Consider the following 21,086-nt stretch of genomic DNA (forward strand, 5'->3'; position numbering starts at 1 on the left):
TTCATTTTTAATATAACTATAATTTGGCAGGCTGACGCCTAAAAGATCTTTTCAAGACATATTGGTAAAATATGCAAAGTGACTACTATATTTTATAGGTACTTTGCACAACATTTATTAAATAGCCTTATTTTTATAGGGTTTTGTGAAAATTTTTGTGGTTTATCTAGAAAGTGGGTTATACGAACATTACATATTTAAACATCATCCAAAAGTGACAGAAGCTTCCCAGTAATACAAACAAGTGAAATATTTCATGAAAACCAAAGAATTTGGAAGCTATTCTAGGTCTTTTAGTAGCATAAATTACCGCACCTACAGTATAGGACAAGCCGCCAGCTACAAGCCACAATATTCCTCCTAAGGATAGGGTTTTCCAAAGAGGATATATGGCAATTACTGCAATCCATCCCATAATTACATAGAATAGAGTAGAAAGCCATCTTGGAGCATTGAACCAAAAAATTTTTAGCATAATACCCACTGCTGCTAGGGTCCAAATAGTTATGAAAAGTGTCATACCTAAAGTGCCCTTTAATGCAAATAAACATACAGGTGTATAGGTACCTGCAATTAATACATATATCATAGAGTGGTCTATTCTTCTTAGAACTTTTATAATTTTTTCTGGAACAGATAATAAGTGATATACGGAACTAGCGGTATAAAGTAGTATGGAACTTATGCCAAATATCACAAAGCCAGGTACATAATAAGGTTTTGAAAGTACAATGGAATTGTGTATTAAAATTATAAGCCCTAGGATAGAAAGGACAACCCCTAAAAGGTGAGTTAAACCACTTACAGGTTCTCTCATTTTTTTAATCAAATAGAACACATCCTTTACAAAAAATTTTTCCATATAAATTCAGAGAAATAAAGTAATAATAAACATTATGTTTTTATTTTTTACTTATTTAATTTATAATATGCACAGCTAAAATATAAGTGTAACTATATGTAGTTTTAAAAACTATGTGATGTTATATTTATATGTTACAATAGTAAGCTTTAATCTTCAATTCCTAAATACACTAGTTTAATCTTAAAATAAACCATAGTATGGAATTAAATATAAATAGATAGTGTCAGCTTTAATTTTAATAATATATTGTGGTTTTAAAAGTGAATATATAAATTTACTATAAAGCAAAATATAATTATAATATTATTTTTTTATATAAAAATTAGAATATATAGTAATAAAGACTATGTGAAGAAATGTAGTTACATAACAATATGATTTTAAAAATCATTGAAATTTACATGAATATAGATTTTATACAATAGTAATTAATCATATAGTAATCAATGCTATATAGTGCTATACTAATACTAATAACTTATTAGTAAAGAAGTAAATTTTTATAATTCAGCCCGTAAAATCTTGTACCTTTGTGGTTCGAGGAAGAAGGAAGCCCCGTGACATTGTGGCTGGGTTAAGTTCACTAGTAGTAAAGATTGAGGTGGTTTTGTGTTTTTAAATGAGGAAAAACTTAAAAAACTCATAGATGAGGTTTGTTTGGTTGAAGATATAAAAATTAATGATATACCTTGTGTAGATTTATACATGGATCAAGTAACGAGTTTCTTTGATGACAAATTGAGCGGATTAAAAAGGGACGAGGAAGAGAAGATTTTAACTAAAACCATGATAAATAACTATGCTAAGGCAAAGATATTGTTACCAGTGAAAAACAAAAAATACACTAAGGAAAACATGGTGTTGTTAACCTTAATATATAATTTGAAACAAATTTTATCCATAAATGACATAAGTCTTTTGGTAGCTCCATTATTACAGGAGTTAAAAGGGGAAGATGAGGAAAATGAATATTTACAGGGTATTTATTCTAAATTTTTAGAGTTGAAAAACGGAAAAGATATGGAGTTTAGGGAAGAGTTTCAAAAGAACATAGAGAAAATAGTAAAATATAGTGATAATATTGAAGAACAGAAGGAGCAAAAGGCTAAGCTAATATTGGCAGTGCTTTTATTAATTAATGGAGCTAACATTCAAAAGAGAATGGCTGAGAAGATAATAGATAATTTTTTTAAGGATACAGAAGATGCAAATATAAAGAAAAAATAAAAGATTAAGAGGGGATGAAATAACAGTAAATTACTACAAGCATAAACAAGCTTGGATTTACAAATATTTATCCCCTTTTTATATAGAAATATTAGTATATGTTTTTTATAAATTTTGCGTAAAACCGCGTGGTCTTGTACCCAAGGATGTAAGCAAAATATTTCAACTGAAAGGGCGAAGCTAGCCCATTTTCTATAATTGGGGGTAATTTACAATGAAGATTTACCTCTCATCATAGAAATCTAAATATGAGTGCTTTTCTCCATCCTTTTCCCAGCCTAAAATAGAATCCATATTTACATTTTGAGCAGCTCGGAATATAGATTTATCTACATCTTTAAAGTTTTGCTTCATTTGTTTTATTAAATCTTTAATCTCATAACGCTTATTTCCTATTTTTTTAGCGGCTACCATACATGCACAATTAAGCGGCCAAATTCCTGCATTTTGGGTAAAGCGCTCAATGTGATGTTCATTAATATAATAAAGAGGTCTTATTAAATCAATGCCTTTAAAGTTAGAGGCTTTTAATTTTGGAAGCATGGTTTTAAAGTTTCCAGAATATAATACATTTAAAAGAGTTGTTTCTATAACATCATCAAAGTGATGTCCAAGGGCTAATTTATTGCATCCTAGTTCCTCTGCCTTTGAATATAAGGCACCTCTTCTCATTCGTGCACACATATAGCAAGGATAGTCTTGAGCGATGGTATCTACTATTTCAAATATACCAGAGTCAAATATGTTAACTGGAATATTTAGATATTCACAATTGTCTATTAGTAATTTTTTAACATCTTCATGATAACCTGGGTCCATGGCGATGAATTCTAATTCAAAATTCATTTGACCATGGCGTTTAAGTTCTTGAAATAATTTAGCCATTAATAAACTGTCTTTTCCACCAGAAATGGCCACAGCTATTCTATCTCCATCTTCCACTAATTTATAATCCTTTATAGCCTTAATAAATTTAGACCATATATTTTTTCTATATGTTTTTACAATACTTCTTTCAATTTCCTTAAGTGGTTTTCTCTCATTAAATGGTACTAATATATCACAACCACTTCCTGCAACATTACTCACAAAAAACACCTCACTTTTCATAAAAGATTATATCAATTTTCAAGCAAAAAGTCTTGTATAAATTCAGAACTAATACCTATATAAAAAACGGCATTTTGCTATAAAACAAGTAAGTTAATTAAGCAAGTTTATTAAATAAGAAGAGTTTACATAATTATATTTGTGTGTAATATATTATTATATACTTAATTATAAAATTTACTTTCATCACAAAAAATATGTTGACATTATAAAAAAAAGCTAATATAATTTAAAACAACATTTAAAAATAAATATTGAGTCTTATCAAGAGATGCGGAGGGACTGGCCCTATGAAGCTCAGCAACCATACTGTAAAAGTAGTAAAGGTGCTAAATCCAGCGGCAATTGCCGAAAGATGAGGATACGTTGAAGGTTTAGCCTGAGGATATCCTCAGGCTTTTAATTTTTTTATAATTCAGCTCGTTTAAAAAATTTAATATGGAACTTATCAAGAGATGTGGAGGGACTGGCCCTATGAAGCTCAGCAACCATACTGCAGAAGCAGTAAAGGTGCTAAATCCAGCGGCATTGCCGAAAGATGAGGATATTTCAAGGCTCGAGATATTCTCGGGCCTTTTCTTATACATTAAATATTTCTTTGGAAATAATATTCCAGTTTTGAAGTTGATTTAACTTATTATATGAGGTAGGAGGAGAAGAAATGGAAAATAACTGTGAAAGATCAAGTATCATAGAGGTTACTAATGTTAATAAGAGCTTTGGAGATTCTAAAGTGCTTAAAAATGTAAGTCTAAATGTAAATAGTGGTGAGATTTTTGGAATTATAGGACATAGTGGAGCTGGTAAGTCCACTTTGCTTAGATGCTTAAATGGTTTAGAGAGCTATGATGAGGGCAGCATTAAGGTAATGGGAGATGAGGTAGCAAATTTAAATGGCAAAAAAATGAGGAATTTAAGAAAAGATATGGGCATGATATTTCAAAATTTTAATTTATTGAATTCCAAAAGTGTATATCATAATGTGGCTCTTCCACTTAAGGTTTGGAAAAAGGACAAGGCATATATTGATAAAAAAGTTAAAGAACTTTTAGAACTCGTAGGCCTTGAGAATAAGGCTAAAAGTAAGCCTAAGGAATTAAGCGGTGGGCAAAAGCAGAGGGTAGCCATTGCTAGGGCGCTGGCTTTGGAGCCAAAAATATTATTATGTGACGAAGCTACTTCAGCATTGGATCCTCAAACTACCAATTCAATATTAAATCTTATAAAGGAAATAAGTGAGAAGCTTGGCATAACAGTGGTCATAGTTACACACCAGATGGAAGTGATAAAGCAGGTGTGCAATAGGATTGTGCTTATGAAAGATGGGGAAATAAAGGACTCTGGTTTAGTTAAGGAATTATTTTTAACTCCTGAAGGAGAATTAAAGGATTTATTATGTGGGGACGAGCTTTTGCCAGAGCAGGGAATTAATATAAAGATTTTCTTCCCTTCAAAAGTAAGCAATCAGTCTATAATTACTTCCATGGCTAGGGAACTTCAGATAGATTTTTCTATAGTATGGGGAAAGCTAGAAAACTTTAGACAAGAAGTTTTAGGAAGCTTAATTATAAATGTAAACAAAGAACATAAACAAGATATATGTGCTTATTTAGATTCAAAAAATATAGGATGGGAAGTGGTTTAATTGATTAATGAGGTTTTTATTCCAGCATTAAAAGACACAATATACATGGTATTTTACTCAACAATTTTTGCACTTATAATAGGGCTAATATTTGCGGTGGTTTTGGTTACAACTGAGGAAAAGGGACTTAAGGCTAATAAATTTATTTACCGTATAGTAGATGGATTTATAAATATACTAAGATCTTTTCCATTCATAATACTTATGATAGCAGTTATTCCTCTTACTAAGGCAATGGTAGGCAAAAGCATAGGAAGAACAGCAGCAGTGGTGCCACTTACTATAGGGGCATTCCCCTTTGCAGCAAGGGTTATAGAATCTTCTTTAAAGGAAGTGGAGCATGGACTTATAGAAGCGGCTAAGTCTTTAGGAGCTAATACTTTTCAAATATTAGTTAAGGTAATATTTCCAGAAGCCTTTCCATCAATGGTTAGGGGAATAACTTTAACAATAATAAATTTAATTGGATATTCAGCTATGGCGGGAGTTGTAGGTGCTGGTGGATTAGGTGATGTAGCTATAAAGTATGGTTATTACAGATTTAATACTCCAGTGATGGTGTATACCATAATAATATTGGTGGTTCTTGTGCAGTTAATTCAAGGAGTTGGTGACATTGCATATAAAAGGCTTAGCAAGTAAACTACTGCCGAAACGAGTAGCAGTTGAATGGTTTAACTATAGATAATAAATTTTAGATAAATAAAAGGGAGGAATTTTAAAATGAAAAAGAAAATATGTGCATTGTTAGGAGTTTTATTTTTAAGTACAGCAATAATAGGTTGTGGGGGAAAAACAGAAGGAGTCAAAAGTAGTTCAGCAGATGGAAAGGATAAAAAAGAAATAATAGTTGGGGCATCACCAGTACCTCATAGAGAAATATTAGAGAAGGCTGGGGAATTAATAAAAAAACAGGGGTATACTTTAAAGATAGTAGAATTTACAGACTATCAAACACCAAATATAGCTCTTGCAGAAGGACAATTAGATGCTAATTTCTTTCAACACGTTCCATTTTTAAATAAGACTGTAGAGGAAAAGAAACTAGATTTAGACTATACTGTAAAAGTTCATATTGAACCTATGGGAGTATATTCAAATAAATTAAAGGATATAAAAGAGATCAAAGATGGTGCGGAAATAGCTGTTCCAAATGATCCAACTAATGGCTCAAGAGCTCTTAAAGTTTTACAAAGTGCTGGACTTATAAAGGTTAAAGATGGAGAAGTTATTTCTAAATTAGATATTACAGAAAATAAAAAGAATCTAAAAATAACAGAAGTAGATGCACCACAGCTTCCAAGAATACTTTCAGATGTAGATGCTGCAGTTATAAACACTAATTTTGCCATCGAAGCAAAACTAAATCCAACAAAAGATGCTTTATTACTTGAAGATAAGGATTCACCTTATGCAAACATAATAGCTGTTAAAAAAGAAGATAAGAACAAGGAATATATAAAAGTTCTATCAAAGGTTTTAACTTCCCCAGAAATTAAGAAATTCATAGAAGAAAAGTACAATGGAAGCATAGTACCAGCTTTTTAGAATTGTAACAAAAGGAAATCTATTAATATTAAATACTTTAACAAAGAAAAAATAATGAAAGTTATTAATAAACTAGAGTATATAACAATAGCATAGGGTTAAGATAAGTCTGCAAGATAGGGATTATAAGAACATTCTTAGTTTGCAGACTTTCAAAATGAAAGATAAATAATAAAGTATTTCAATATGCAAAAAATTCTTAAAATTTTTATCGAAATCCGTTGACAAAGTTATCAGAATATTGTATTATTATATTAACAAAAACAAACTAATAGTTACTCCAGTAAAACTCCATTATACCAAAAGTTAAATGGAGTGATAGAAAATATAGGGAGTGATTGAAGGGAGTGATACCACCAAAAAACTAATTGATTTACCTCATATAATCAAAACACTAATTTATAGAAAGTGAAGGTATAGACCAGTGGGAAAGTCATTATTCTAAGTTCGTAGATCCTAATTCTTATAATATCCCTAAAGGTTGTATATTCATTAACTAAAAATTTAGTGTAAATCTCTAAACCTTATAATAAGTAATTTAATAGTTTATTAAATAGAGATAAGTTGTTTTAGAGATTTAAGAGTAAAGTAAGTAAAAAACGGTAAAAATAACTAGGTAGTTAATAATCTATACTATTATTAGTTCTCGAATTGTTAATTCAAAAGTTATTTAGTAAGTAAGTTACAAAACAATATATTTAAAATTTTAGTTTAACAAATAGCTTCAAGGAAAAGTTTTCTAGGAAGACTATTAGGAAGACTATAAGGAAAGGAAGGTTTTAGAATTCAAATAATAGATGAAAGTTTTATAAAAGAATTAGGATCTACTCAATAACCGGTTCATATATGATTAGGGCATATGTGAATCGGTTATTAATTTTTTGTATTGACTTACACCTTGGAGATAGGAATATAGTATATTTAACATAGGAATATGCAAGTATAGAATTATTTGAAACTGCTAGCAGAGTAAAATGTAAAGAACATATTCATATGTAAATATATAAGGTGTGGAGGGAGAAAAATGAATATTAAGGAAGCATCTCAAAGGACGGGATTAACTAAGAAAGCTATAAAGTATTATGAGAGTGAGGGACTTATATGTCCTGAGAAAAATCCAGAAAATAATTATAGGGAATTTGATAAAGAAGATATCATCAAATTGAATTTAATTGGAGCATTAAGAAATCTAGATATTAGTACAAAAAATATAAAAAATGTCATAGATGGAGTTAAAACAATTCCAGAGGTTATGAAGGAAAAGTTGGAAAAAATACAAAGTGAAATAACAAATCTTGAGAACACCAAGAGTGTTGTACAAAATTTTTTAGAAAAAGAATTTTGTGATTATAAAAATATTGAAGAGGTGGGTTGTAGTATAAATAAATTAAATAAGAGTTTGGAGCTTTCTATAGAAGACAAAAAGGAGTATATAGGCAAAAGTATTATGAGAACCTTCCCTGGTAGCTTTGGCAAAATGTTTGTGGCAAATTACGGAGCATTTTTAGATATATATATAGATAGTGAAGAGAAGAGAAAAACATGGTTGGATATGGTGGAATTTTTGGATAACCTAGAAGAAGCAGAGGAAGGCCATCCATTTATTAAAATGATAGATACCATGGGACAGGAAGCTTTAGATGAGTTTATAAAAGCTAAAAATGAATTTGTGAAAAACGTATTGGCTAAAGATGAAAATACTATAAAAGAACTAAAAGAATCTAATGTAAATTTTCTAAAATCTTTAAGGGATGATAAAAACTTTAGAGATAATTACATGGATAACCTGAAAAAAGGAGCGGATCTTATGAATAGCGTAGGGGGAAATGGAAATCAGTTTGATTTGTATTTAGAAAAGCTCAATGATGACTATAGGAAATTTAGAGAAATAGCAAGGGGAATATTAAGTGATGCAGAAAAGGAAGCAGGCACTAACCTTAGTGAACTATTAATATAGATTGTGAAGTAAGTGCCGTAGGAAAAAGCTGCCTTTAATTCCGTGATAAAATTGAAATTTTGGACTGTGAACAGTACGCTAAGAACTAAGGGACAAGGGACAATTGACAATTGAAAATGGACAATGGACAATTAAGTAAGAAGTAAAAGATTAGGTACTAGGTACTGGGTACTGGGTACTAGGAAAGGAGGATTTTCCTCCACTGCGTTGCGGAAAATCTTTTATTGAATATGAACAATGGGATAGTGTGAAAAGGTATAATTGATTCATTAAATGAAGTGGTTATACCTTTTCTTTTTAAGGGCTTAAAAAATCTTTTATTGGCGGCAGCCAGCGAAAATATAGAAATATAGAAATATTAAATATTAAATATCAAATATTAAATATCAAATATCAATTAATGTTGAAATTCCTATGGAATTTCTTAAATTAGAATTTATGGAGGAAGTAAGAATTAAGTAAGAGGTAAAAAGTAATAATTAATAGTGAATGAAGATTTTCCTCCACTATGTTATGGAAAATCTCTAATTAAATAAATATAATAATAAAACAAGCCAATAGGTAAAAAAGTCAGAAGTTGAGCACTTAAAAAGTTCTTTTGGCGTAGCCCGCTGATTTATAATAAAAGACTTATTATAGAAAATAGTTAGGATAATCTATTTTTAGTTAAAGCTTAAAATAAAAATGCAATTTGAAATTATTTATTAAGGTTATTACGGTTTTATGGGTTAAGTGAAAGCATAGCTATTTTTGCGACCTATCGGCCTGCGGGCTTATCAGCCCTTTAAGCAATAGTTCTTCAAAAATTTATCTTTGCTGAATTTTTGAAGAACTATTATCTTTTACTTATTCACAAATTAATTATAAAAAACTCCTTGAGTTTTATCCTTAACTATTACTTCTTACTTTTTACCTCTTACCTACTTCTTACCTTTTCTCTCCTACAAATTAAGATTTATACAAACAATTGCCTTACGGCAAAATGAATCGAATTTTAGTTACTATTTTATTTTAATAAGTATCCTATAACTTTCGAAAGGCTACGCCTAAAAAAGATTATAAACGTTCCCTTTTTATAAATTAAAGATTTTCTAAATAAAATAAAAAAAATCCTCATTAATTGATATTTGATATTTATTATTTATTATTTATATATTAAAGCTGGCTATCGCCAATAAAAGATTTAAGTTAATCCCAAAAGATAGCTAACACAATTTCACGTTGTGAAATTGTGTTAGCTATCTTTTTTATATTCTAAAGTTTTTCGTAATGCAATGAAGAAAAATTATCCTTCACTAGCCCCCTAGCCCCCTAGCCCTCTAATTTTGGCCCCGTCACAATTTTTTTAGTTATCTTTGGAGCAGATTATAAAAACGTTGAGTATAGCAAAAATTCCAGAGGCAATTCCTAGGAACTTAAAAGCAGTGTTTAGAGTAAATAGATCGCCTATTTTCCCTATGAGAGGGAATAGAAATATCATAAAAAAGCTAAACACCATGCTTTGAAAAGACAGAATGGTTGCTCTATTTTCGCTGAGGATAAGTTTGTTTAAATAATTACTGGTTACAATATACATTATGGTTTGTAGTATTTCTATAGCTATGAAAAATACATAGGAATAGTTTGTGAAAGCTATACACCATATACAAATACATGTGGTTATAGGTAAAAAAATTAATAAGGCACGTTCTTTAAAAAGCTTTTCGATTTTATGAACATTAGGAGCTATAAAGGCATTTATTAATGAGGAAATGGCAAATATAGTTCCTATTTTAAATTCATTTAAGCCGTTACCTTTCCAGTAGTTTTGCAAATAGTAGAATAGACTAGTTCCGAACACTGACATAACTTCTGCAAATATAATAAGTAAGGATATTTTTTTAGTGCTTTTTACTATTTTAAAACTATTTAAAGTTTGATTTTTAAAAACTTTAAGAGGATGTAGACTATCTAAGCTTTTGTTTTTACCTAAACTAGGTTCTTGAAAAAACGTTGATTCGAAAAGAGCTATTCCTGCAAAAACTGCACTTAAGGCAAAAGGCCATAGGTAGTTTTTATGAGCTAAGAAACCTCCTAACATGAGGGCAAATATACAACTTATCTCTAATATCATTTCATTGAAGCCATTTATTTTCATATAGTGTTTTTCTTCTCCTAACTCTTTAAGAGAATCGTAAAGAAGAGCTTCGCCAGCGCCAGATTCTAAGTTATAGGATATGGCAAGTATGGCAAAAGAAAGGGCAAACAGATAAAAGTTAGTAGAGAAAATTAATAAAATATTGCTTATAATGCAAAATACTCTTCCTAAGGTTCTGCTGGCTTTTCTTCCGTAAATATCTGCAACAGCACCTGTAGGCACTTCCATAAGGAAGGATGTTATGTGGAATATGCCTTCTAGCAAGCCAAGTTTAGCAAGGGATAACCCTCTACTAGCTAGATATATCATCCATACTCCTTGAGTTAAGTCTAGCCTATTTAAAAAAATAAACAGATAATTTAAATTTATATTTTTTCGTAAATTTCTTTTATAATTCATTTTAAAAACCTCCATAATAACGCATTAAAATTTTACTGAAAGTGTTACATTAGCCCACCCAGCCCTAGTGCGTACAAAAAAACCTAAGCAGAGTCTTTCTACTTAGGTTTAATGGGGTTATAATAATATATTTCAACCGAAAAAAGTATAAAGATGCTACTTAAAGTTAGTTTACATAATATTCGATTTTGGACGCACTTTCCCTAAAGTGTCCCAAATTGAATGTTACGTTTTGAACTATAGCAAGATAATCTTGCATACAGAAACTAACTTTTAAGTCCATCTCTACACCTCCTCTAATATTTACATAAAATAAAGTCTTACTAAAATAATAAAAGTATTTTTATTATAAGATCTTCTATGTTTATATAAAAACTTATTTAAAATTATAACACAAATAAGTTTTTTTGGATATATCTAGATTTATGAAAAAATAAATCAAATTATCTTGTCATTCCAAACATGGCTCCAGATAAAAATGGAATTAACCAAATAATCCACACTATTATACTAAACTTATGGAATTTTAATTTCATTTCTTTATTATTTTTAAATAATACTACGGATGCCCATAATGCATGGAAAAGCATTAGTAATATTGCTAGTAACCCTGTTATGCCATGAAAATTAAGTTTAAAGCCTGTACCAGCTATTTTACCCATGGCAGTAGTACCTAAGGTATCACAAACCAAGCCTAACCAAAATATAATAACATGCCACTTTTTTAATGTACCTTGTTTCTTTTCGCTCCAAACGCCTATTGTGTAAAACACAAGAGCTAAATTAATAAAGAGTATAGCATAAAATAACATAATATATTCCTCCTAATATAATTATATTTGTTCAGTGAAATTAATATTTTTATCTGCAAACTTTCAATTGTATTCTTATTTTTTAGTAATTATCATCACAAAAATGATAAATATTATTCTCATATGAACAATGTTCATTATAAAAGTTTAATTACTTATTGTCAATAAATAAAATAACCTATAATTTATTTAATAGTAGGCTAAAGGATAATTTATATTAATTAAAAATTACTATCTTATAATTTCTTATGAATTCTTTAATTTCTATATATTGATATATGTAATATAATTAATTTAGTAACGATTACTTATCTACAAATTAAATATTTGATATAGAAGTAAGAAAGGAATTAGCATGAACAATTTTGTTTATAATGGAAAAGAAATAAAGTACATATTAAAAAGAAGTAGGAGAAAAACCATAGGTATAACTATAACTGAAGATGGAAAAGTGATAATAGCTGCTCCTGTTAATTTGAAAAAAGTTTATATAGATGAGGCGTTAGAAAAAAGGGCTAAATGGATTGAAGAAAAATTAGAATTAATGAGAGAGAGGCAGATTAAAAAAGTATGTAGAAAATTTGAGAATGAGGAGAAGTTTCATTTACTTGGGAAGGAATATAGTTTAAAAATAGTTAGTTGTCTTAAAAATCATGAGGAAATTAGAGCTTTTGGGGACAATGAGCTTTCAGAAATTAAATGTTCTATAAGTAAGGCGAGTTCAGCAATCAATGGCTTTAATAAAGTAAAAGAAAGTATATATAATAGAGATCATGTGTATATAGATAGTGGTAATTTATATGTCATTATTGACAATAATTTATATGATAATGAAACTAGAAGGCAATATATAAGGGAAGCTATAAAAAACTTTTATGTTAAAAATGCAATGAATTTTTTTAAAGAAAGAGTAGAGTTTTTTTCTAAAAATATGGGGGTATATCCTAAGAAGGTAACAGTGAAAGAAGTAAAGACCTTATGGGGTAGCTGCTCATCTAAAGGAAGTATAACTTTGAATTGGAAATTGGTAATGGCGCCACCACATATAATAGATTACGTTATAGTGCATGAACTTTGTCATTTTAGGCATATGAATCATTCTAAAGATTTTTGGATGGAAGTGGAGAAGGTTATTCCAGATTATAAATATAAGAGAAAGTGGCTTAAGGAAAATGGACATTTGTGCAAATTATAGTGTACAGTATAATAATGTAAATTAATGTGAACTAGTACTAATATAAGCCACAGAGATTTTTGCAAAATTTTTATAAATCAACATTGAATTAATGGCATAAGGTACAATATTTAAATAAACTTAATCATAAATAAGTTAATTATGATTAAGTTTATTGTGATTAAGTTATTCTTGATTAAATTAATTATAAGAGAGTATAATAAAGGTAGATAATAAACGTAAATATATTTAATCAAGAAGCCCAAATTTTAGCTTGAGTAATTGGGTGGAGAGTTCATAGAAAAGAAAAAAATTAAAGGTCAAGGGAGGTGAAGTGTTGCCTTATAAATTTTTATAGGTTAGTGGCAACGGGATAAGATGTTTATTGGTAGAGAATATGAAATAAAAGCTTTAAATAAATTATATGATAAAGATAGTTTCCAATTTGTGGTTATGTATGGTAGAAGAAGAGTAGGTAAAACAAGATTGCTTACAGAGTTCTGCAAGGACAAGGAACATATTTTCTTTGTAGCAGAAGAATATAATGAGAAAATGGCCTTAGAAAAATTTTCTCAAAAGATACTTCAGTACTTTCAAATGGAGGAATTTATGTCCTCTTTTGAATCTTGGGAAAAAGCATTTATGTTTTTAGCTAAGCAGAGTAGGGATAAAAAATTAATATTGGTTATAGATGAATTTCCATATATAGCTATGGTTAATAAGAGTATACCGTCACTTTTACAAAACCTTATAGATCATTATTTAAAAGATACTAAACTATATGTTATAGTATGTGGTTCATCCATGAGCTTCATGGAAAAAGAAGTGCTTTCTTATAAAAGCCCCTTATATGGAAGAAGAACAGCTCAATTTAAAATAGAGCCTTTTGACTTTTATGATAGCATTAAGTTTTTCCCAGAGTATTCTATGGAAGATAAGGTAAAAGCATATGGAGTACTAGGAGGAATCCCACAATACCTATTGAAGTTTCAAGGGAATAAAAATATTAAAGAAAATATAAAAAATGAATTGTTAAATAAGTCTAGTTATTTATATGATGAGCCCTTAAATCTTTTAAAACAAGAACTTAGGGAACCAGCCATGTATAATTCAATTATAGAAGCTATTGCTACGGGTTCTTCAAAATTAAATGAAATATCAACTAAAATAGGTGAAGAAGGAAGTAAGTGTTCCAACTATTTAAAAACCCTTATAGAACTACAAATAATAAGCAAGGAAGTACCTGTAGGAGAAAAAGAAAACTCCAAAAGAACAGTATACAGAATACGTGATAACATGTTTAATTTTTGGTATAGATTTTTATTTAGCAACTCATCTCTTATAGAACAAGAAATGGTGGATTATGTGTATGAAAACAAGATAGAACCAGAATTTAGCAATTATTTAGGGCGTATTTTTGAGCAAGTATGCAGAGATTATTTAGTAAGGAAAAATAGAAATTTAAAACTTCCATTTGTTTTTGAAAATATAGGATCTTGGTGGGGAAGTAATCCTATAAAAAAGAGACAGGAAGAAATAGATATTTTAGCAATAAGCAAAGATAAAGCTATTATTGGAGAATGTAAATGGAGAAATGAATATTTAGATATGGATGTGGTAAATTCACTTATGGAAAAAGCAACATTGCTTCCATATAAAGAAAAATATTTTATATTTTTTTCAAAAAGTGGATTTACCAAAAGAGTGATAGAGTATGCTAGCAGTTGTAAAAACATATATTTGTGTGAGGATTTGCTCGTAGATGACTTATAAAAACAGTAATATAAATTATAGATTTTAAGTAGTGCAATAAAAATGGAGGTATGGTAAAGTGAAGGGAATAATCGATAGGTTTGAAGAGTGTTTTGCAGTGATAGAATTGGATAATGGAGAAATGATAGACATAGAAAGAGACAAAATCCCTAAAGAAGCAAAAGAGGGAGATGTAATAGATATAGGGGAAGAAATAACTGTGGATTTAGAGGAAACCAAAAGAAGAAAAGAAGATATAGAAAAAATGGTAGAGGATATGTGGGAAGAATAATGTATATGAGTTAGTTAATAGATAGGCTAAAAAGTTTATTTAGTAGGGAATTAAATATCATGTATACGAGTTAGTTAATAGGTAAAGTAGTTACAGCAAGAGCTGACATGAAATGGTAAAAATTAAAAGGGATTGTCGCACTAAGAATAAATACTACGATATATTCTACTAGATTTAAATATTTAGAACAATATATCGTATGTAAATTCTTTAATGAGACAACCCCTTTTAATTTTGGATTTTTTTAACGTTTTTATTATAAATATTTAGGTAGTTAAAGAATGCTACCACAGCACTGGCTACGGCTACGTATATAAGCATTTTCCCAAGTGGCTCGCTAAATATTAGTATGAAAATGGATATGTAAAATAAAAAAGTTGAAATTTTGCCAAAGATATTAGATGGAATTACCATGTCCTTATTCAAAAGTAAAGTACCGCCTATTATCATTGAAAGTTCCTTCAATATTATCACCCAAAGTACCCAAGAGTATATGTAATTTTCGGCAGTAAGGCAATATAAAACTGTTACCAGCATAAGTTTATCAGCTAAAGGATCCATAACTATCCCGAATTTAGTAATTAAATTATGTTTTCTAGCAATATAGCCATCTAATACGTCTGTGGCTCCAGCTATTAAAAATATGGCTATAGAAAGAAAAAGGCTATTCTTCATAGGTGAAAAGAAAATATATGCAAAAATTGGTACCAACGCAAGCCTAAAAACTGTTAATATATTTGGAATGTTCATGCAATCACATCCTTCCAAAATTATTAATAATATTATTCCCAAATGAAAACAATATATAATGAAAATAATATATTAGGTTCATATATGGTTAGTAATAATTAATTATAGCATATAAACCTTTAATATTTAAAATATTGCATGAAATTATCCATTATTTTTACAAAATAAAAGTATAACACTCAAATACGAACGTATAAGTAAATTTTTTTAAAAATATTCGTATTTGTTATTGACGATGTAAATTGTCTCTGCTACTATAAGTAAGGGGGTGAGCCGATGAAAAACAATTATGATGTTATTATTATAGGAGCAGGCCCAGCAGGAATATTCACTGCTATAGAGCTAACTAAGAAAAATCCTGATTTAAGTATATTAATAATCGACAAGGGAAGAAATATAGAAAACAGGAAATGTCCTGCAAGAACTACTGGAAAATGCGTAGGTTGCAAGCCTTGTGGTATAACTTATGGATGGTCTGGTGCAGGTGCATTTTCAGATGGAAAATTATCTTTAAGCCCAGAAGTAGGTGGAAGACTTTTAGATTATTATACAGAAAATCAAGCTAAAGAACTTATAGATTATTGTGATAATATTTATTTAAACTTTGGAGCAAATAAAGAAGTTCACGGACTTAATAACGAAAGAGTTGATGAGATAAAATACGAGGCTAGTAAACACAATATAAGGCTTATAGAATGTCCTGTAAGGCATTTAGGTACAGAAAAAGCTTACGAAGTTTTAAAAGGAATGTATCATTATTTAGTGGAAAAAACAAATACAGAATTTAGTGAGCTTACAGAAGCTTTAGATATAATTGTTGAGGATAATAAAGTAGTAGGGGTTAAAGTATTAAAAAGTGGAGAAGAAAAGATCCTAAGGGGTAAATATGTAGTTGTAGCTCCAGGCAGGGGAGGAGCAGAGTGGCTTTCAAATCAAGCTAAAAAATTAGACCTTAAGGTTACGAACAATGCAGTAGATATTGGGGTTAGAGTGGAAGTTCCTAATTCAGTTATGGATCATTTAACAAAAGATTTATATGAGGCTAAATTGGTTTATTACTCAGATACCTTTGATAATAAGGTTAGAACCTTTTGCATGAATCCAGGTGGAGTGGTTTCAGAAGAACACTATGATGATGGAAAAATAGCTGTAGTTAATGGACACAGCTATTCAGAGAAAGAACTTAGAACAGAAAACACGAACTTTGCAGTACTTGTGTCTACATCTTTCACAGAACCATTCAATCAGCCTATAGAATATGGAAAGTATATTGCAAAGCTAGGAAATATGCTTGCTGATAATAGAATAATGGTGCAAAGATTAGGTGATTTATTAAAGGGAAGAAGAACTAATGCATCAAGAATTAAAAAATCAACTACAATACCTACTCTTAAATCAGCAGTACCAGGAGATTTAAGTTTTGTACTTCCTCAAAGACACCTAGTGTCCATTGTTGAGGCACTTAAGGCTTTTGATAATATTGCGCCAGGCTTATATAGCAAAAATACATTACTTTATGGTGTAGAAGTTAAATTTTATTCAAGTAAATTTGCTACAGATGACAAATTTAAAACATCTATAGAAAACTTATATACCATAGGAGATGGAGCAGGAATAACTAGAGGATTGATGCAGGCATCTGTTACAGGTGTAGTTGTAGCTAGGGATATTACATCTAGTAATATGTAAAATATCATGAAAGATTTTAAAAAAAACTATGCAAATGTTCGTAAAAAAGTGTATAATATATTTTGTGAAAAAATTATATTAATGTATCAGTGTATTAAAATTGGTTTACATTATGTTTATAAATACTCTTTTATTAGAGTTAAGAAAGCGAGGAATTTATATGTCTTCATTTATAATTTTAGGTGCCCAATGGGGAGATGAAGGAAAAGGAAAGATGACAGATTACTTAGCAGAAGATGCTCAAGTTGTTGTTAGATTCCAAGGAGGAAACAATGCAGGACATACTGTAGAAGTAGGCGACAAACAATATAAGCTTCATTTAATACCATCAGGTATATTATATGACAATAAACTAAATGTAATAGGTAATGGTGTAGTAGTTGACCCAGAAGCTTTATTTAGTGAAATAGATTATTTAGAAGGTTTAGGAGTAAAGGTTACTCCAGAAAAGCTTTTAATAAGCGATAGAGCACAATTAATAATGCCATACCATAAAGTATTAGATAGATTAAAAGAAAGCAAAAGAGGAAAAAATGATATCGGAACTACAGGCAAGGGAATAGGTCCTTGTTATACAGATAAAATGGAAAGAAGCGGCATAAGAGTATGTGATGTTTTAGAAGAAGATACATTCAAAGAAAAATTACAAGCTGCTTTAGACATGAAAAATCCATTTATAACTAAAGTTTTAGGTGGAGAAGCCTTAGATTTTAATGAAATATACGAAAAATATTTAGATTTTGCAGAGAGAATGAGACCATTTGTAAAAGATATATCTGTTACTGTATATGATTCTATAAAAGATGGTAAGAATGTTTTATTTGAAGGTGCTCAAGGAACATTACTTGATATAGATTATGGAACATATCCATTTGTAACATCATCTAACACTATAGCTGGAGGTGTTTGTACTGGCGGTGGTGTTGGACCTACTATGGTAAATAGTGCAGTAGGTATTGCTAAAGCTTATACTACAAGAGTAGGAAAAGGACCTTTCCCAACAGAGCTTGAAGATGAAATGGGAGAATGGTTAAGAGAAAAAGGACACGAATTTGGAGTTACTACAGGAAGAGCTAGAAGATGTGGATGGCTTGACCTTGTAATATTAAAAAGTTCTGCAAGAATATCAGGACTTACAAGTTTTGCAGTAACTAAAATAGACACTCTAGCAGGTCTTGAAAAAATAAAAGTTTGTGTAGGATATAAGTGCAATGGAGAAGTTATAGATTACTTCCCAGCAAGCCTTAAAAAACTAGCTGATTGTGAACCTATTTATGAAGAATTTGATGGTTGGGATGAAAGCATTAAGGATGCTAGAAGCTATGAAGAACTTCCAGAGAATGCTAAGATTTATTTAAAGAAAATAGAGGAATTCACAGGAGTTAAAGTTTCTATAGTTTCTGTAGGACCAAGAAGAGATCAAACTATAAAAGTAAGTGAAATTTAATTAAAAATATATTACTAAAGATATATTAATCAAAAGATATTAATTAAAAAAATAATAATTAAAGAGATATATTGAAAAGGAAATTAATAAAAGGTGAGTAATCTATGATATTAGGTTATACACCTTTTATTTTTATAAAAACCAATATATTAATGGAGTAATAATGCCAATTAATAAGTAAATAGAAATATATAATTCTTTCTTCCAATAAGTTCTTAGTAACAAAATAAGTTTTTGTGTAAACACTAATATTGAAAACTCCAATATGATAAATTTATGGTGTTTTTACCTAGTTTTTGTGATAAAATGAAAATTGCAAAGAAAGGAGTGATATAAATGATAACTAAAGACATGACAATAGGTGAAATATTAAGCAAAAAACCAGAGGCAGCACCAATACTAATGAACTTTGGCATGGGTTGCGTTGGATGTCCATCAGCTCAAGCTGAAACTTTAGAAGAAGCAGCTATGGTTCACGGAATGGATATAGAAAAATTATTAGAAGCTTTAAACAAATAATGTTAAAAGAGCTTTTAGAAAATTAATAGCTAGTCATAGACTTAATAAAATCTTTGACTAGCTGTTATTTTTTTATTTATCCAGAGACTTACCTGCCGTAACACGCCCACTTATAACAAAGTGGGAGATAACGGCAGCTACGTCCCTGGATAACGATCTCTAACCTTCAGTTGGAGTAAAAACTCCATCTGAAGCTAAGAGCTCTGTTTATGTTTTACAATTTTTCTAACTGAAAGTACTATTGGAATTGTTATTGCCACTGCAACTATGGCCTCTGGAATTCCGTTGGCAACCCCAATGCCAAATATTGCTTTGCCAGCCAAAGATGAATCTATACCTCTAGCCTTTGCAAATTGAGCAGCATACAATAAGTACATCATACCTAAAACCCCGATAGTGTTAGTTAAAGAACCTAACGCCGCACCTATACCAATTTTCACAGGATTATTTTTGTTTTTAATAGGAACTGCCTTGTAAGTATAGTAGGCAACTATTGGGATTATAATCCTAGGTAGCACAGATACCAATGGGTTCATAAAGGCAAAGGATAAAAGTGATGGAACCATCATATTTTGAAACACACTAAAGATTCCAAATATAAGTCCTATACATATTCCTACCACAGGGCCTTCAATTAAGGCACCTATTATTACAGGTACATGCATAATGGTTGCTTTAACCCCAGGAAGAGGGATAAAACCATAACCTGTTAATCCTAAAATGATGGATATGGCCGATAGCATACCCACAACTGTGAGCTTTCTAGTATTTGCCTTTCTGCTAGAAAGATTTGAATTGTTACGTGATTCTAAATGCATAATAATACCTCCGTTCTTATTCCTTCAAGGATACAAGACGAATTTGCTGTAATCCTTATTAAATTTTATCCAGTTAAGTTTCAAAAGAATACCTACTGAACATATTGTATTTTAACACTTTTTTATGATGAATGGAATATGGTTTTAATTATAAATAAAATTTTTAAGTGAATAAAATCTTTAAATAAACAAGGAATTTAAGTAAATAAGAGCTTTAATTAAAAAAAATAAATATTTATCCGATGACTACCTGCCGTAACACTCCCACTTCTAACAAAGTGGGAGATAACGGCAGCTACGTCCCTGGATAACGATCTCTAACCTTCAGTTGGAGTAAAAACTCCATCTGAAACTAAGAGCTCTGTTTATACAGCTTTCGACAAATTGACAGGATATTTTCCGTTAATTTGACATATAAGATGATTAAGCGATTAAATAATTATTCGGTAAAATTACAAAATAATTATTAACTTCCATCTATAGTTAATATACTACCATTTTATACAAATGTCAATATGTTTTTTAAAGTTTATACATTTTTTACTATTTGTTAAGAATTTAGATTTATCAATGGGTTTAGCGAAAACATGTATAAAAAACCTGCAAAATTTATAAAAATCATAGGAAGAAAATTTTACAATAAAAAAAGTAATTATATGGATTAATCATACTATATGTCGAAATGCTTGTCTAATTAATAGAGTTAAATATGATGTTTATTAAATTATTGCCCTTATATGAAAAAAGTATTCATAAATTTTGAAAAAAGAAACAAAATATACCTATTAAATAAAAGCAAAAAACTAATAATGTTTGTAGTACGTTGTATGATATTTTTTTAAAGGGGTATAAATGTAAATAATAAGAAAAATTTTTATATAGTTAATTAATAGGAGTTGTGGGTTATAATATAAAAATGTAGAGCTTGAAATTTATGTATGAAAG

Annotated in this window: 17 protein-coding genes and 2 riboswitches; of the genes, 11 read left to right on the forward strand and 6 right to left on the reverse strand. The window is 29.6% G+C overall.

Annotated features, from left to right (window positions below; translation table 11 throughout):
- Window positions 1-178: 178 nt before the first annotated feature.
- Complete coding sequence (gene trhA / locus FGK85_RS10845; protein ID WP_138206515.1) at window positions 179-829, reverse strand: PAQR family membrane homeostasis protein TrhA; 651 nt, start codon at window positions 827-829, stop codon at window positions 179-181.
- Between the two features lie 645 nt (window positions 830-1,474).
- On the opposite strand from trhA, the gene FGK85_RS10850 reads away from it, so the two are divergent.
- A complete protein-coding gene (locus tag FGK85_RS10850) occupies window positions 1,475-2,092 on the forward strand; it encodes a DUF1836 domain-containing protein (protein ID WP_138206517.1) in 618 nt (205 codons plus the stop codon).
- 222 nt (window positions 2,093-2,314) lie between these two features.
- Here FGK85_RS10850 and FGK85_RS10855 read toward each other — a convergent pair whose 3' ends face one another.
- Window positions 2,315-3,181 carry a tRNA 2-thiocytidine biosynthesis TtcA family protein gene (locus tag FGK85_RS10855; protein WP_138206519.1) on the reverse strand — a complete coding sequence of 289 codons (867 nt, stop codon included), beginning with the start codon at window positions 3,179-3,181 and terminating at the stop codon, window positions 2,315-2,317.
- Between the two features lie 279 nt (window positions 3,182-3,460).
- A riboswitch (SAM riboswitch) is annotated at window positions 3,461-3,564 on the forward strand.
- Between the two features lie 80 nt (window positions 3,565-3,644).
- Window positions 3,645-3,747, forward strand: a riboswitch (SAM riboswitch).
- Between the two features lie 143 nt (window positions 3,748-3,890).
- On the opposite strand from FGK85_RS10855, the gene FGK85_RS10860 reads away from it, so the two are divergent.
- The 4 genes from FGK85_RS10860 to FGK85_RS10875 all read left to right on the forward strand — a co-directional run bounded on the left by FGK85_RS10860 (window position 3,891) and on the right by FGK85_RS10875 (window position 8,352).
- Window positions 3,891-4,847, forward strand: a complete 957-nt coding sequence (locus FGK85_RS10860) for a methionine ABC transporter ATP-binding protein (protein ID WP_138206543.1) — start codon at window positions 3,891-3,893, stop codon at window positions 4,845-4,847.
- Window positions 4,848-5,489 carry a methionine ABC transporter permease gene (locus FGK85_RS10865; RefSeq protein ID WP_171011398.1) on the forward strand — a complete coding sequence of 214 codons (642 nt, stop codon included), beginning with the start codon at window positions 4,848-4,850 and terminating at the stop codon, window positions 5,487-5,489.
- 81 nt (window positions 5,490-5,570) lie between these two features.
- Entirely contained in the window at window positions 5,571-6,395 is an 825-nt protein-coding gene (locus FGK85_RS10870; RefSeq protein WP_138206521.1) for a MetQ/NlpA family ABC transporter substrate-binding protein, read from the forward strand.
- A gap of 1,024 nt (window positions 6,396-7,419) precedes the next feature.
- Complete coding sequence (locus tag FGK85_RS10875; RefSeq protein WP_138206523.1) at window positions 7,420-8,352, forward strand: MerR family transcriptional regulator; 933 nt, start codon at window positions 7,420-7,422, stop codon at window positions 8,350-8,352.
- Between the two features lie 1,345 nt (window positions 8,353-9,697).
- Here the strand turns inward: FGK85_RS10875 and FGK85_RS10880 are convergent.
- Complete coding sequence (locus FGK85_RS10880) at window positions 9,698-10,888, reverse strand: MFS transporter (RefSeq protein WP_138206525.1); 1,191 nt, start codon at window positions 10,886-10,888, stop codon at window positions 9,698-9,700.
- Between the two features lie 443 nt (window positions 10,889-11,331).
- Window positions 11,332-11,700, reverse strand: coding sequence for an HsmA family protein (locus FGK85_RS10885; RefSeq protein ID WP_138206527.1), 369 nt, complete (start codon window positions 11,698-11,700; stop codon window positions 11,332-11,334).
- Window positions 11,701-12,055: 355 nt separating this feature from the next.
- Between FGK85_RS10885 and FGK85_RS10890 the strand changes: the two genes are divergently transcribed.
- The 3 genes from FGK85_RS10890 to FGK85_RS10900 all read left to right on the forward strand — a co-directional run bounded on the left by FGK85_RS10890 (window position 12,056) and on the right by FGK85_RS10900 (window position 14,918).
- Window positions 12,056-12,895, forward strand: a complete 840-nt coding sequence (locus FGK85_RS10890; protein ID WP_138206529.1) for a M48 family metallopeptidase — start codon at window positions 12,056-12,058, stop codon at window positions 12,893-12,895.
- A 357-nt stretch (window positions 12,896-13,252) separates the two neighbouring features.
- Window positions 13,253-14,647, forward strand: coding sequence for an ATP-binding protein (locus FGK85_RS10895; RefSeq protein WP_138206531.1), 1,395 nt, complete (start codon window positions 13,253-13,255; stop codon window positions 14,645-14,647).
- 58 nt (window positions 14,648-14,705) lie between these two features.
- Window positions 14,706-14,918: a DUF3006 domain-containing protein gene (locus FGK85_RS10900; RefSeq protein WP_138206533.1), complete on the forward strand. Its 213-nt coding sequence runs from the start codon at window positions 14,706-14,708 to the stop codon at window positions 14,916-14,918.
- A 228-nt stretch (window positions 14,919-15,146) separates the two neighbouring features.
- Here FGK85_RS10900 and pgsA read toward each other — a convergent pair whose 3' ends face one another.
- On the reverse strand, window positions 15,147-15,668 hold the full coding sequence (gene pgsA, locus FGK85_RS10905) for a CDP-diacylglycerol--glycerol-3-phosphate 3-phosphatidyltransferase (RefSeq protein WP_138206535.1): 522 nt from the start codon (window positions 15,666-15,668) through the stop codon (window positions 15,147-15,149).
- 276 nt (window positions 15,669-15,944) lie between these two features.
- Here pgsA and FGK85_RS10910 point away from each other — a divergent pair, with 276 nt between their 5' ends.
- The 3 genes from FGK85_RS10910 (at window position 15,945) to FGK85_RS10920 (ending at window position 19,323) form a co-directional block, all read left to right on the forward strand.
- The gene (locus FGK85_RS10910) at window positions 15,945-17,357 is read left to right on the forward strand and encodes an NAD(P)/FAD-dependent oxidoreductase (protein WP_138206537.1); all 1,413 of its coding nucleotides are present in this window, start codon (window positions 15,945-15,947) and stop codon (window positions 17,355-17,357) included.
- 160 nt (window positions 17,358-17,517) lie between these two features.
- On the forward strand, window positions 17,518-18,804 hold the full coding sequence (locus FGK85_RS10915; protein WP_138206539.1) for an adenylosuccinate synthase: 1,287 nt from the start codon (window positions 17,518-17,520) through the stop codon (window positions 18,802-18,804).
- 336 nt (window positions 18,805-19,140) lie between these two features.
- A complete protein-coding gene (locus FGK85_RS10920) occupies window positions 19,141-19,323 on the forward strand; it encodes a DUF1858 domain-containing protein (RefSeq protein WP_035293045.1) in 183 nt (60 codons plus the stop codon).
- Window positions 19,324-19,517: 194 nt separating this feature from the next.
- Here FGK85_RS10920 and FGK85_RS10925 read toward each other — a convergent pair whose 3' ends face one another.
- The gene (locus FGK85_RS10925) at window positions 19,518-20,141 is read right to left on the reverse strand and encodes an ECF transporter S component (protein ID WP_138206541.1); all 624 of its coding nucleotides are present in this window, start codon (window positions 20,139-20,141) and stop codon (window positions 19,518-19,520) included.
- Window positions 20,142-21,086: the final 945 nt, after the last annotated feature.

This window comes from Haloimpatiens lingqiaonensis, from assembly GCF_901447495.1.
GTDB lineage: Bacteria > Bacillota > Clostridia > Clostridiales > Clostridiaceae > Haloimpatiens > Haloimpatiens lingqiaonensis.